Origin of the sequence: Streptomyces sp. NPDC058741 (assembly GCF_042746715.1) — a bacterium.
GTDB lineage: Bacteria > Actinomycetota > Actinomycetes > Streptomycetales > Streptomycetaceae > Streptomyces.
The window spans coordinates 1-13,009 of record NZ_JBHYQH010000007.1 but is presented as its reverse complement, the minus strand read 5'-3'; the positions used below and the strand labels follow the sequence as shown (position 1 = coordinate 13,009).

Annotated in this window: 14 protein-coding genes; 10 read left to right on the top strand and 4 right to left on the bottom strand. The window is 72.3% G+C overall.

Features of this window, described 5'->3' with window-relative positions; all coding sequences use genetic code 11:
• Window positions 1-5: 5 nt before the first annotated feature.
• Complete coding sequence (locus tag ACFW6P_RS07865; protein WP_386346579.1) at window positions 6-461, bottom strand: metallopeptidase family protein; 456 nt, start codon at window positions 459-461, stop codon at window positions 6-8.
• A 343-nt stretch (window positions 462-804) separates the two neighbouring features.
• Between ACFW6P_RS07865 and ACFW6P_RS07860 the strand changes: the two genes are divergently transcribed.
• The 7 genes from ACFW6P_RS07860 (at window position 805) to ACFW6P_RS07830 (ending at window position 6,792) form a co-directional block, all read left to right on the top strand.
• Complete coding sequence (locus tag ACFW6P_RS07860) at window positions 805-1,179, top strand: DUF3499 domain-containing protein (protein ID WP_386346577.1); 375 nt, start codon at window positions 805-807, stop codon at window positions 1,177-1,179.
• A gap of 94 nt (window positions 1,180-1,273) precedes the next feature.
• A complete protein-coding gene (locus tag ACFW6P_RS07855; RefSeq protein WP_386346575.1) occupies window positions 1,274-1,408 on the top strand; it encodes a hypothetical protein in 135 nt (44 codons plus the stop codon).
• Window positions 1,409-1,567: 159 nt separating this feature from the next.
• Window positions 1,568-2,932, top strand: a complete 1,365-nt coding sequence (locus ACFW6P_RS07850) for a phosphomannomutase/phosphoglucomutase (protein WP_386346573.1) — start codon at window positions 1,568-1,570, stop codon at window positions 2,930-2,932.
• A gap of 66 nt (window positions 2,933-2,998) precedes the next feature.
• Entirely contained in the window at window positions 2,999-3,169 is a 171-nt protein-coding gene (locus ACFW6P_RS07845; RefSeq protein WP_386346571.1) for a Trm112 family protein, read from the top strand.
• 108 nt (window positions 3,170-3,277) lie between these two features.
• Window positions 3,278-4,405, top strand: a complete 1,128-nt coding sequence (locus ACFW6P_RS07840; protein ID WP_386346569.1) for an SIS domain-containing protein — start codon at window positions 3,278-3,280, stop codon at window positions 4,403-4,405.
• Window positions 4,406-4,507: 102 nt separating this feature from the next.
• Complete coding sequence (gene manA / locus ACFW6P_RS07835; RefSeq protein WP_386423171.1) at window positions 4,508-5,659, top strand: mannose-6-phosphate isomerase, class I; 1,152 nt, start codon at window positions 4,508-4,510, stop codon at window positions 5,657-5,659.
• Window positions 5,660-5,811: 152 nt separating this feature from the next.
• Window positions 5,812-6,792 (top strand): cation diffusion facilitator family transporter, encoded by a 981-nt coding sequence (locus tag ACFW6P_RS07830; protein WP_386346565.1) that lies wholly within the window; start codon window positions 5,812-5,814, stop codon window positions 6,790-6,792.
• Here ACFW6P_RS07830 and ACFW6P_RS07825 read toward each other — a convergent pair.
• Entirely contained in the window at window positions 6,689-7,462 is a 774-nt protein-coding gene (locus tag ACFW6P_RS07825; RefSeq protein ID WP_386347418.1) for a S26 family signal peptidase, read from the bottom strand. The two genes, ACFW6P_RS07830 and ACFW6P_RS07825, sit on opposite strands and share 104 nt — an antisense overlap.
• Window positions 7,463-7,525: 63 nt before the next feature.
• Window positions 7,526-7,669 carry a hypothetical protein gene (locus tag ACFW6P_RS07820; RefSeq protein ID WP_386346563.1) on the bottom strand — a complete coding sequence of 48 codons (144 nt, stop codon included), beginning with the start codon at window positions 7,667-7,669 and terminating at the stop codon, window positions 7,526-7,528.
• A gap of 481 nt (window positions 7,670-8,150) precedes the next feature.
• Here ACFW6P_RS07820 and ahcY point away from each other — a divergent pair, with 481 nt between their 5' ends.
• A complete protein-coding gene (gene ahcY / locus ACFW6P_RS07815) occupies window positions 8,151-9,608 on the top strand; it encodes an adenosylhomocysteinase (protein ID WP_386346561.1) in 1,458 nt (485 codons plus the stop codon).
• A 142-nt stretch (window positions 9,609-9,750) separates the two neighbouring features.
• A complete protein-coding gene (locus ACFW6P_RS07810) occupies window positions 9,751-10,362 on the top strand; it encodes a hypothetical protein (RefSeq protein ID WP_386346559.1) in 612 nt (203 codons plus the stop codon).
• 20 nt (window positions 10,363-10,382) lie between these two features.
• On the opposite strand, the gene ACFW6P_RS07805 is transcribed toward ACFW6P_RS07810, so the two are convergent.
• Window positions 10,383-11,459, bottom strand: a complete 1,077-nt coding sequence (locus ACFW6P_RS07805; RefSeq protein ID WP_386347415.1) for an RDD family protein — start codon at window positions 11,457-11,459, stop codon at window positions 10,383-10,385.
• A 141-nt stretch (window positions 11,460-11,600) separates the two neighbouring features.
• Here ACFW6P_RS07805 and ACFW6P_RS07800 point away from each other — a divergent pair, with 141 nt between their 5' ends.
• Window positions 11,601-12,608 (top strand): stage II sporulation protein M, encoded by a 1,008-nt coding sequence (locus ACFW6P_RS07800; protein ID WP_386346557.1) that lies wholly within the window; start codon window positions 11,601-11,603, stop codon window positions 12,606-12,608.
• The last annotated feature ends 401 nt before the right edge of the window (window positions 12,609-13,009 follow it).

Below are 13,009 nucleotides of genomic sequence, written 5' to 3'. Positions count from 1 at the left end.
GCTGGTCAGCCCTGGTCCTCGCCGTACCGCGGGTCCACCGTCTCCGGCGTCAGGCCCAGCAGTTCGGCGACCTGCTCGACGACGACCTCGTGCACCAGCGCGGCACGCTCGTCACGTCCCTTGGTGCGGATCTCCACCGGCCGCCGGTAGATCACCACGCGCGCGGCGCGCCCCTCGCGCGCGCCGATCGTGCCGCCGAGCGGGACCGCCTCGTCGTTCCAGGCCTGGCCGGGCCCGTCGAGCCGCGGCACCTCAAGGACGAGGAAATCGATGTCGGCGAGCTGCGGCCAGCGCCGCTCCAGGCGCTCCACGGAGTCCTGCACCAGATCGGCGAACGCGTCGGCACGGCTCGCGGCGAGCGGCACCTGCGGAGGTGCGATCGGGCCGCGCATGCCCCGGCCGTGTCGGTCACGGCGGCGGGGCCCGGGAGCGGCGGCGCGGGGCGTTACGGGCTTGTCCATCACTGGTGAAGGGTAGTCCCCGGCGGGCCCGGGTGCCCGGCACCGCACGGCGGCACGGCCGGCTTCCGGCCGCCCTCGTCGGGCATGTCGTTACATGACTGTTCAAGCCAAGGTTCGGCTCGATTCCGTAACCCCACGAGAGCGGTGAACCCACGGCAATTGAGCACTTCGTCATGACTTCTGACCGCTTGCGTGCGCGTTCGGCTCCTCGGACGACGGTGTCCCGCCAGGTCGTCAAGGTGGGGCCAAAAGGGCGTGTGGGACGATTCACGCCACGACACGGTGGAGTGACCTGGTCGAGAGTCGTCGCGGCCCGCTCAAGAGTGCGGTACCGTCCAACGTCGTGAGCCCTGTACGTCGCTGTTCGCGCACCGCCTGCGGCCGTCCCGCCGTTGCGACGCTGACGTACGTCTACGCCGACTCGACCGCGGTCCTCGGCCCGCTCGCCACCTACGCCGAACCCCACTGCTACGACCTGTGCGCCGAGCACTCCGAGCGCCTCACCGCCCCGCGCGGCTGGGAGGTCGTCCGGCTTCTCGACGGCTCGGCCCCGGCGCGCCCCAGCGGTGACGACCTGGAAGCGCTTGCGAACGCCGTGCGCGAGGCGGCCCGCCCCCAGGAGCGCGCGGCCGAGGCCGGTGGCGGCGGCCGGACGGCCGACCCGCGGGAGGTCGCGCGGCGCGGCCATCTGCGCGTCCTGCGCTCGCCCGACAACTGAGCCGTCCCCGCCGAATCCAGCGGACCGTTTCTTCACACGCGCGCCCAGGGACGCGGCCTGGCCGCGGCACGACCCCTCCGTCCGTTCCGGGGGCGTGAGAGATCGCTTGGGCGTCGACGACGATCACCAGGCCGGGGAAGAGGCCGAGGACGGCGCCCCCGGCGGCCATCGGCGCCGCCCCGGCGGCGCGGGCGCCGTGGTCGTCCTCCCGCACACGCGCGTGACCTGAGATCGCCCCCGGTGAGCCGGACGCTGCGCACGACGTCCTCCCGCACACGCGCGTGACCTGACCTGACGCCCGAAGTCCGCAGGCCGTCCGCCCGGCGCGCCGTCAGCCCGCGGAGGTAGCTTGGGGCGAACCGACGGTACTTTTCCAGGAAGGTTGGCCGTGGCTGCTGATCTGTCGCAGGTCGTGAAGGCGTACGACGTACGCGGGGTCGTCCCGGACCAGTGGGACGAGTCCCTGGCCGAGCTCTTCGGAGCCGCCTTCGTACGGGTCACCGGCGCGAGCGCCATCGCCACCGGTCATGACATGCGGCCGTCCTCGCCCGGCCTGTCCCGGGCCTTCGCGCGCGGGGCCGCCGCCCAGGGCGCCGACGTGACCGAGATCGGCCTCTGCTCCACGGACCAGCTCTACTACGCCTCCGGCGCGCTGAACCTGCCGGGCGCCATGTTCACCGCCTCGCACAACCCGGCGCAGTACAACGGCATCAAGATGTGCCGCACGGGCGCCGCCCCGGTCGGCCAGGACACCGGTCTGGCCGAGATCCGCGAACTGGTGGAGACCTGGAGCGAGTCGGGCGCACCGGAGCCGGCCGAGAGGACGGGCACGATCAGCGGCCGGGACACACTGCCCGACTACGCGGCCCACCTGCGCTCCCTGGTCGACCTGACCTCCATCCGCCCCCTGAAGGTCGTCGTCGACGCCGGCAACGGCATGGGCGGGCACACGGTCCCGCAGGTCTTCGCCGGCCTGCCCCTGACGCTCGTCCCGATGTACTTCGAGCTCGACGGCACCTTCCCCCACCACGAGGCCAACCCCCTGGACCCGGCCAACCTCGTCGACCTGCAGAAGCGGGTCCGCGAGGAGGGCGCCGACCTGGGCCTCGCCTTCGACGGCGACGCCGACCGCTGCTTCGTCGTCGACGAGCACGGCGAGCCGGTCTCCCCGTCCGCCGTCACCGCCCTGGTCGCCACCCGCGAGCTGGCCCGGCACGGCGGCAAGGGCGTGATCATCCACAACCTGATCACCTCCTGGTCCGTCCCCGAGATCGTGAAGGAGCACGGCGGCACCCCGGTCCGCACCCGCGTAGGCCACTCCTTCATCAAGGCCGAGATGGCCCGCACGGGCGCGATCTTCGGCGGCGAGCACTCCGCGCACTACTACTTCCGCGACTTCTGGAACGCCGACACGGGCATGCTGGCCGCCCTCCACGCCCTCGCGGCCCTGGGCGGCCAGCCGGGCCCGCTGTCCGAGCTCGTCGCCGAGTACGTCCGCTACACCGGCTCCGGCGAGATCAACTCCACGGTCGCCGACCAGCGGGCCAGTCTCGCCGCGATCCGCTCCGTCTACGAGGGCCGCGAGGGCATCACCCTGGACGACCTCGACGGCCTCACCGTCTCCGCCGCCGACTGGTGGTTCAACGTCCGCCCCTCCAACACCGAGCCGCTGCTCCGCCTGAACGCCGAGGCCAGGGACACGGCGACGATGGAGAGGGTGCGCGACGAGGTGCTGGGGCTCATCCGGGCCTGACCTCCGGCGGTAATCTGACCAGGCGCAACCGCACAAGCCCCAGCCCACACACGAAGGAACCGCACCATGCCCCTCGAAGCCGGCCTCCTCGAGATCCTGGCCTGCCCGGCCTGCCACGCCCCGCTCAAGGAGCAGGACGCGGAACTGGTCTGCACGTCCGCCGACTGCGGCCTGGCCTACCCCGTCCGCGACGGCATCCCCGTCCTCCTCGTCGACGAGGCCCGCCGCCCCCTGTGACCGGCGGCGGCACCCGTACGTCCCACGGGAGCGCATGCCCCCGGCGTGACGGGCGCCGAACCAGGACGACACCCCTTGACGGACCCCGGCGACCGGAGGCTGCCGCCCATGCTCGACGAATCGCTGCTGGACTCCCCGGAGGGCCTCGCCGAGGCCGACCACCGCGGCCTGCTCCGCGGTGCCGCAGAAGCCGGCGCCCGCGTCCGCACGGCCGCCCGCCACGCCGCCGAGGCCGGCATCAACGACCTCAGGCCCGACGGCCGCCCCCGCGCCGTCCTCATCGCGGGGCCGGGCGCCGCCGCCACGCACGCGGCCGACCTTCTCGGCACGCTCGCCGGCGCCGGCAGCCCCGTCACCCGCCTCGCCCCCACCGGCGTCGCCTCCGCCGCGGGCGCCCTGCGCTGGGAACTGCCCGGCTGGGTCGGATCGGTCGACCTCCTCCTCATCACCACCCCGGACGGCACCGAACCGGGACTGTCCGTCCTCGCCGAGCAGGCCTACCGCCGGGGCTGCGCCGTCGTCGCGGTGGCGCCCGGCCGGTCCCCGCTCGCCGACGCCGTGGGCGGCTCGCACGGCCTCTTCGTCCCCATGGCGACCGCCCCGTACGACCAGGACGAGCCCCTGGCCGCGTCCGCCCCCGGCGTCCTGTGGGCCCTGCTCACCCCGCTGCTCGCCCTGCTGGACCGCACCGGCGTGCTCGCCGCACCGCCGGACGCCCTCGGCAAGGTCGCCGACCGCCTCGACCGCATCGCCGAGCGCTGCGGCCCCGCCATCGCCACGTACAGCAACCCCGCCAAGACCCTCGCCGCCGAACTGGCCGACGCGCTCCCCATCGTCTGGACCGAGGGCACCTCCGCCGGCCCGGCCGGCCGCCGCTTCGCGGCCGCCCTCGCCGAGCTGTCCGGCACCCCCGCGGTCGTCGCCGAGCTGCCCGAGGCCCTCGCCGCGCACAGCGCCCTGCTCGCCGGCCCGCTGGCCGCCAGCGCCGACCCCGACGACTTCTTCCGCGACCGGGTCGAGGAACCGCCCGCCCTGCACGCGCGCGTGGTGCTCCTGCGCGACCGCCCCATCGGCGGCCTCACCGCCGCCCCCGGCGCCCGCGACATCGCCCTCAGCCACGACACCCCGATCAGCGAACTGGAACCGGAGGCGGGCGACGAGCTGGAGACGCTCGCGGAACTGATCGCCATCACGGATTTCGCCGCGGTTTACCTGGCGCTCGCTTCGAGGGCCTGATCTTGCCCGGGACACCCTGACGCGCCCGCCCGCCGGACGACCCGCGCGGGCCGGCCCGGGTGCGCCACCGCCGTCCCCGCCCAACAACTTACGGAAGACCCCATGGACCGCCTCGCCAACACGATCCGCCCCTACGCCTGGGGTTCCCCGACCGCGATCCCGCGGCTGCTCGGTGTCGAACCGACCGGCGAGCCGCAGGCGGAGATGTGGATGGGCGCCCACCCCGGCGCGCCCTCGCGGACCGGCCGGGGCACGCTCGCCGAGGTCATCGACGCCGACCCCGAGAAGGAACTCGGCCCGGCCGCCCTCGCCCGGTTCGGCCCCCGCCTGCCCTTCCTCCTCAAGCTCCTCGCCGCCGGAGCACCGCTCTCCCTCCAGGTCCACCCCGACCTCGCGCAGGCCGCGCAGGGCTACGCGGACGAGGAGCGCCGCGGCATCCCCGCCGACGCCGCCCACCGCAACTACAAGGACGCCAACCACAAGCCCGAACTGATCTGCGCCCTCACCGAGTTCGACGGCCTGTGCGGCTTCCGCGACCCGCTGGAGAGCGCCGCCCTCCTCGACGGCCTCGGCGTCGACTCCCTCAAGCCCTACGTCGACCTGCTGCACGCCCGCCCCGAGGACGCCGCCCTGCGCGAGGTCCTCACGGCGATCCTCACGGCCGACCCGGAGGAGATGTCCCGCACGGTGGAGCGGACGGCCACCGCCTGCACCCGCCTCGGCGGCGCCTACGCCCCCTACGCCGACATCGCCCACCATTACCCGGGCGACCCCGGCGTCATCGCCGCACTGCTGCTCAACCACGTCAGACTGCAGCCCGGCGAGGCCCTCTACCTCGGAGCCGGCGTCCCGCACGCCTACCTCAGCGGGCTCGGCGTCGAGATCATGGCCAACTCCGACAACGTCCTGCGCTGCGGCCTCACCCCCAAGCACGTCGACGTCCCCGAGCTCCTGCGCATCGTCCGCTTCCACGCCGCCGCCCCCGGAGTCCTGCGCCCCGAGGCCTCCCCGGACGGCGAGGAGGTCTACGCGACGCCGATCGACGAGTTCCGCCTCTCCCGCTACGTCCTCTCCGAGGGGGGCGCCGACCACGACCTCACCCGCCCCACCCCGCAGATCCTGCTCTGCGCGGCCGGCACCGTCCGTGCGGGCGAGCACGAGCTGACCCCGGGCGGATCCGTCTTCGTCCCGGCCGGGGAGAAGGCCGAAGTGTCCGGAACGGGCACGCTTTTCCGGGCCACCGTCGTCGCCTGACCGTTTCGACGGCCCCGTGCCGGTGACCTGAGACACCGCGGCCCCGACGGGCTGCAACAATGGCCCACCGTCAAGCACGGGCAAAGTCAAGGGCGGCGCGTCGTCGCGCCGCCCCGCCCCTCGAACGGCCTACGAAGGGACAACGCGAACACATGAGCGCGTCAGGCGGCACCAAGGCGATCGTGGCGGCATTGGGCGCCAACCTCGCGATCGCGGTAGCGAAGTTCGTGGCGTTCCTCTTCAGCGGCTCGTCGTCGATGCTCGCCGAGTCCGTGCACTCGGTCGCCGACTCCGGCAACCAGGCGCTGCTCCTGCTCGGCGGCAAGAAGGCCAAGCGCGAGGCCACCCCCGAGCACCCCTTCGGCTACGGCCGCGAGCGCTACATCTACGCCTTCCTCGTCTCCATCGTCCTGTTCTCGGTCGGCGGCATGTTCGCCGTCTACGAGGGCTACGAGAAGATCAAGCACCCGCACGAGCTGGAGCACTGGTACTGGCCGGTCGGCGTCCTGGTCTTCGCGATCATCGCCGAGGCGTTCTCCTTCCGCACCGCCATCAAGGAGTCCAACCCCCAGCGCGCGGGCCGCTCCTGGAAGGAGTTCGTCCGCCGCGCCAAGGCCCCCGAGCTCCCCGTCGTCCTCCTGGAGGACCTCGGCGCCCTCGTCGGCCTGATCCTCGCCCTCGGCGGCGTCGGCCTCGCCCTGCTGACCGGCGACAGCGTCTGGGACGGCATCGGCACCCTCTGCATCGGCATCCTGCTCATCCTGATCGCCCTGGTCCTCGCCGCCGAGACCAAGTCGCTGCTGCTCGGCGAGTCCGCCGGCCTCGAGGAGACCCGGAAGATCGAGGCGGCCGTCGTCGACGGCGACACGGTCACCGGCATCATCCACATGCGCACGCTCCACCTCGGCCCCGAGGAGCTCCTCGTCGCCGCCAAGATCGCCGTCCGGCACGACGACACCGCCTCCGAGATCGCCGTCGCCATCGACGCCGCCGAGTCCCGCATCCGCGAAGCCGTGCCGATCGCCCGCGTCATCTACCTCGAACCGGACATCTACAGCGAGGCCGAGGCCGCCAAGGGCCCCGACCCCGAGGCCTCGCCCGGCGGTCCCTCGCCGACCGACGCCGCGCACTGACCGCGGGCGGCGACACCGCCCAGCACGGCCGTGGGGCCCGCCGAACCGACTCGGCGGGCCCCACGGCCTTTCGCACGACCTGCCCGCGGCCACAAGCCCGGACCTCTCCGCGGCCACAAACCCAGACCTGCACGGTCAGGACGGGGGAGGGTGCTCGGACCTGCACGGCCGGGGCCGGGGGCGAGGATAGACCTGCGCGGGCCACGGCGGGCGGAGGCGGCGCCATCGCGGCCTTAGCCCGCCTCCGCACCGCCAGCGCGGCGATCCCCGGACCGACTCCCGTCGGCACGAGCAGCGCACCGAGCTCCATCGCGGTCCCGAGCAGCACCGGCACGGTGGAGTCCTCGATGACCCGCCCCCGGATCACTGACCGCGGGAGCGTCCCGTCCTGACCGTCGAGGAACGCCCGCGCGTCACGGGCGGCCGCGCGATGATCCTTCAGCAGGAACAGCCGTCCTTCGGGAACCCGCACGTCATACGGCTGCGCGGCCGGCCCACGGCTCGCCTCCGGGTCCTTCCCGTACGGCTCCTTCAGCGGCTGCCCGTTCACGGGGACGCGGGTGTCCGCGTCCGTCCCCGTGCAGCACGTCACATGGTCACCGCCCACGCCGTCGACCCGCTCCATCACCAGTTCGCCGAAGCCGTACCGGTCGGGCGCCGAGAACAGCACGATGTCCCCGCGTCGCACGTCCCTCCCGTCGACCCGCTCGTAGACGACCCGGTCACCCGGGCCCTACGTCGGCGTCGTGCTCTCGCCCGACACGACCGAGCCGCCGAGGGCCGTCCGCGCGGAGACGAGTCCGCCGATCCCCGACAGCAACCCCACCAGCCCCACCACGACGGCCGCGCTCCCCAGCCCCCGCCCCTTGCCCGCCATCACGTTCCCTCCCTTGCGGCCCGTCCGCGGCGGCAGGGCCTGGCCGCAGCCGGTACCGGGTCCGGAGGGGGCCCACCGTGCCCAGCGGCGCTCACCCCCTCGACGAACTTTTCGCCGACTTCCCGCTTCCGCTCCCGCCCTCCATCGCCCTTTCCCTGCCCTCCTGACCTGCGTTCCCCTCCCGCCGGCGCCCCCCGTGGGACCCGCACCCGCCCCGGCCGCCCGTCCCCGATGGCCCGATCTGTTCGCAGGCGGACTGGGGGCGCCCCGGTCTCCCGGTGTAGCTTGGGACGGAGCCAGACGTCGCTGCTGATGGCGGTCGGGCGGTCCCACCGCGGACCGGCCGAGGGAGAGAGGGCCTCCGACGGACTGCGCTGCGCGTACGCGGGCATGCCTGTGTCCTCCTCAGGGCACCCAGGTGTCCGCCGCCGCGCAGACCAGCCGTACCCACCTCGACCCGAACCCCGAGGAGCAGCTCGCAATGACGACTGTCGCGAACCGACAGGACTTCAAGGTCGCCGACCTCTCCCTGGCCGACTTCGGCCGCAAGGAGATCACCCTCGCCGAGCACGAGATGCCCGGCCTCATGGCGATCCGCAAGGAGTACGCCGAGGCGCAGCCCCTGGCCGGCGCCCGTGTCACCGGCTCCCTGCACATGACCGTGCAGACCGCCGTGCTCATCGAGACCCTGGTCGCCCTCGGCGCGCAGGTCCGCTGGGCCTCCTGCAACATCTTCTCCACCCAGGACCACGCCGCCGCGGCCATCGCCGTGGGCCCCGACGGCACCGTGGACAACCCCAAGGGCGTCCCGGTCTTCGCCTGGAAGGGCGAGACCCTGGAGGAGTACTGGTGGTGCACCGAGCAGGCGCTGACCTGGCCGGACAGCCCCACCGGCGGCCCCAACATGATCCTGGACGACGGCGGTGACGCCACCCTCCTCGTCCACAAGGGCGTCGAGTACGAGAAGGACGGCAAGGTCCCCTCGCCCGACACCGCCGAGTCCGACGAGCACCGCGTCATCCTCGAGCTGCTGACCCGCACCCTGGGTGAGAACCCCCAGAAGTGGACCCGGCTGTCGTCGGAGATCCGTGGTGTCACCGAGGAGACCACGACCGGTGTCCACCGCCTGTACGAGATGCAGCGAGACGGCATCCTGCTGTTCCCGGCGATCAACGTGAACGACGCCGTGACCAAGTCGAAGTTCGACAACAAGTACGGCTGCCGCCACTCGCTGATCGACGGGATCAACCGCGCCACCGACGTCCTGATCGGCGGCAAGACCGCGGTCGTGTGCGGGTACGGCGACGTGGGCAAGGGCTGCGCGGAGTCCCTGCGCGGACAGGGCGCCCGCGTGATCGTCACCGAGATCGACCCCATCTGCGCCCTCCAGGCCGCGATGGACGGCTACCAGGTCACGACCCTGGACGAGGTCGTCGACGAGGCCGACATCTTCATCACCACGACCGGCAACAAGGACATCATCATGGCCTCGGACATGGCCAGGATGAAGCACCAGGCCATCGTCGGGAACATCGGCCACTTCGACAACGAGATCGACATGGCCGGCCTCGCCAGGGTCCCGGGCATCGTCAAGGACGAGGTCAAGCCCCAGGTCCACACCTGGACGTTCCCCGACGGCAAGGTGATCATCGTGCTGTCCGAGGGCCGCCTGCTGAACCTGGGCAACGCCACCGGCCACCCGTCGTTCGTGATGTCCAACTCCTTCGCGGACCAGACCCTGGCCCAGATCGAGCTGTTCACCAAGCCCGACGCGTACCCGACCGGCGTCTACGTGCTGCCCAAGCACCTCGACGAGAAGGTCGCCCGGCTCCACCTCGACGCGCTCGGCGTGAAACTGACCACGCTCCGTCCCGAGCAGGCCGAGTACATCGGTGTGCAGGTCGAGGGCCCGTTCAAGCCGGACCACTACCGCTACTGAGCGACTGAGCCCAGCAGCACCACCGCCGGTAGTCCAGCCGCCGGTCAGATCTCCGAGGCAGGCCCCCGCACCCCCGTGCCGGGGGCCTGCCCCGTTCCGACCGGCCGGCGACCGGCCCAGCCCGTCAGGACCCAGGACCCCCATGCCCCGCGGCCGCTATTCGCTCCACGATCCGCACGATCACACCTCCCTCGCGGAAGAACACTTCCAGTGCGCCGTCGGCTCCTCCGGCTGGCGCTACGTCTCCCAGCTGACCACCCCCTCGGGCGATCACCACGGCTCCGTCGACCTCACCCTCGACGAACTCGGCCGACCCCTCCGCCTCGAACTGCACGCCGCCGCCTGGCAGGTCCGCGGCGCCGCCCTCGACGGCGTCACCTGGGTCCGTACCGACCCCACCGGAACCGACGCCGCCGAAGGCAATGTGCGCGCCCACGCCTTCACCGGCACCTCCCCGGCGTTCCTCGTCGCCACCGCCCGTCTCCTGCGCCTCACCCCCTCCGCGGCCACCCGCGTACGCCTCGTCGCCTTCACGGACCCGGTCCTCGCCCCCCGCACCGTGGACCAGTCGTGGACCTTGCTGAGAAGCGAAGCACACGCCACTGACAACGGCCCCCTGAGCGTGGACGAATACCAGGTCACAGCCCTGGACACGGGCGAGCGGCACACCGTGCACCTCGCCGGGGACGTGGTCCTCGCGGCCCCCGGCATCGAGCTGGAGGACCTCGAATCACCACCGTCGGTGTTCACCTGAGCCCGACGGCCCACCCACCTTCACGCGGGCGGTACGAACCCGGTCCCGGGACGCTCGCCGGCCGGCGCGTGAGGCGACGCCGCGGGCGACGGTCCCTCACCCGAAGGCCGCGCCGGGGCCTCGGGCCGCCCCGCCGGAGGAACCACCGGAGCAGCTGCCGGAGGAACCACCGACGGCGCCTCGGCAGCCGAAGCCGAAGCCGAACTCGAAGCCGGATCCGAGGAGGAAGCCGGGAACGAGGAGGAAGCCGGGAACGAGGAGGAAGCCGGGAACGAGGGCAGAGCGTAAGCCGAAGCGCCTGTCATGCCCGAACCCGACGGCGAAGCCGCATCCGAGGCCACCGCCGAACCGCTCCGGGAAGCCCGCCGGGCCTCACGCGCCTGCCGCTCCTGCAGGACCGCCGCCAGATAGGCCGCCGGCGGAACCCCCTGCGGCACCGGAGCCCCCGTGCGCTCGGCGAGATCCGACGCCAGCCGCGCCGCCATGGACCAGCCCACCTGGGGGTCCAGCTGCTGCATACGCGTCAGGTACTGACGCACGGCGAGCCACAGCCCGTCGGGCACCGCGGACAGGTCGAGCTTCGAGAAACGCCCCGCGAGCCAGGGCGGCGGAGGCGGGACGAACCCGGTCCGCGTGACCGGAATCCGCTCCCGTACGACGAGGGTCCCCGCGAACACATCCCCGAGCCGACGCCCACGCGCCGACACGAACGAGGCGGTGCACGCGACGACCCCGAACGTCATGAGGAGCTCGACCACCCCGATCAGACCCCTCACCAGCGCATGCCGGAAGCGAATCGGCCCACCGTCGTCCCGCACCACCCGCAGTCCGCACGCCAGCTTCCCGAGCGACCGCCCATGGCTGAGCGTCTCCACCGCGATCGGCCCACCCACCAGCACGAGGACGAACGTCGCGATCGACAGCGCCGTCTGCGCCGCCTCGTCCAGCGACGCCGTCGACACCACCAGCGCGATGGTCACCGCGACATAGACGGCCATCGCCGCCACCAGATCCAGCAGCACGGCCAGCGCCCTGCTGGGCAGCCTCGCCGGGCGCAGCTCCAATGCCACGGCCTCGCCCGTCACCAGCTCACTCACGCCCGCCGTCCTTCCCCTGCCCTGCCCACGACAAGGCCAGTCTGCCAAGCTGAGGGCGCATCGCATCGCAGTACGACAAGCTGATCCCGTACGAGAGCCTACGAGCCGCCGCCGACGAACAGCCGAGGAGCAGGCACACCCATGGACCTCGACGTCTTCGTCTCCGCCCACCGAGCGGAGTGGGACCGCCTCGAAGCCCTGCTCCGCCGCCGGCGCCGGCTCAACGGCGCCGAGGCCGACGAACTCGTCACGCTCTACCAGCGTGCCGCCACACACCTGTCCCTGATTCAGTCGAGCGCCCCCGACCCCCAGCTGACGGGCCGGCTCAGCCAGCTCGTGGCACGCGCGCGCAGCGCGATCACCGGAACCCGGCGGGCCTCATGGCGCGACGTCACCCGCTTCCTCGCCCATGGGTTCCCGGCGGCCGTCTACACATCCCGCCACTGGTGGGTACCGACCGCGCTCCTGTCGACGGCCGTCGCCGCCCTCCTCGGCTGGTGGATCGGCACCCATCCCGAAGTGCAGGCCTCAATCGCGGCACCGAGCGAACTGCGCGAGCTGACCCGCCCCGGCGGCCAGTACGAGACGTACTACTCCAGCCACCCGGCCGCGAGCTTCGCGGCCCAGGTCTGGACGAACAACGCCTGGGCCGCCACCCTGTGCCTGATCCTGGGCGTCTTCCTGGGGCTCCCGGTCATCTGGATCCTTTTCCAGAACATGCTCAACCTGGGGATCGGCATCGGCCTGATGTCCTCGGCGGGCCGTCTCGACACCTTCCTGGGCCTGGTCCTCCCGCACGGCCTTCTCGAACTGACCGCGGTGTTCGTGGCCGCCGGCACCGGGCTGCGCCTGGGCTGGACGCTCATCGACCCGGGTCCGCGCACCCGCCGCACGGCGCTCGCGGAGGAGGGACGAGCCGCCATCGGCATGGCCATCGGCCTGGCCCTGGTGCTGTTCGTCTCCGGCGCCGTCGAGGGCTTCGTCACCCCCTCCGGCCTCCCCACCTGGGCCCGCATCACCATCGGGGTACTCGCGGAACTGGCCTTCCTCGCCTACGTCTACGTCCTCGGCGGCCGGGCGGCCCGTGCGGGAGAGACCGGCGACGTCGAGGCGGCGGAGCGCAGCGCGAAGGTCCCCACAGCGGCGTGATCGCTCCCACGACCACCGGATGTGCGACCACCTCCGTTCAGCTGCTAGTCTCCTCTTCGCCCCACGGGATCCGTTGACACGGCGAGTGTGGGGAGGTAGATTCGAACAGTTGCCTGGAGATGGGCCCTAGCCCCAAAAGGCGGCAGTGAACATCTACCTGCTTCTTGAAACGCTGATTTCATTGAAGCCACTCCCGATAAATCGGAAATGAGCGGCCGGTCAGTTCGGCCCGAAACCTCTGATAAAGTCGGAACCGCCGGAAAGGGAAACGCGGAAGCGAAGACCTGGAAAGCGCCGAGGAAATCGGATCGGAAAGATCTGATAGAGTCGGAGACGCAAGACCGAAGGGAAGCGCCCGGAGGAAAGCCCGAGAGGGTGAGTACAAAGGAAGCGACCGTTCC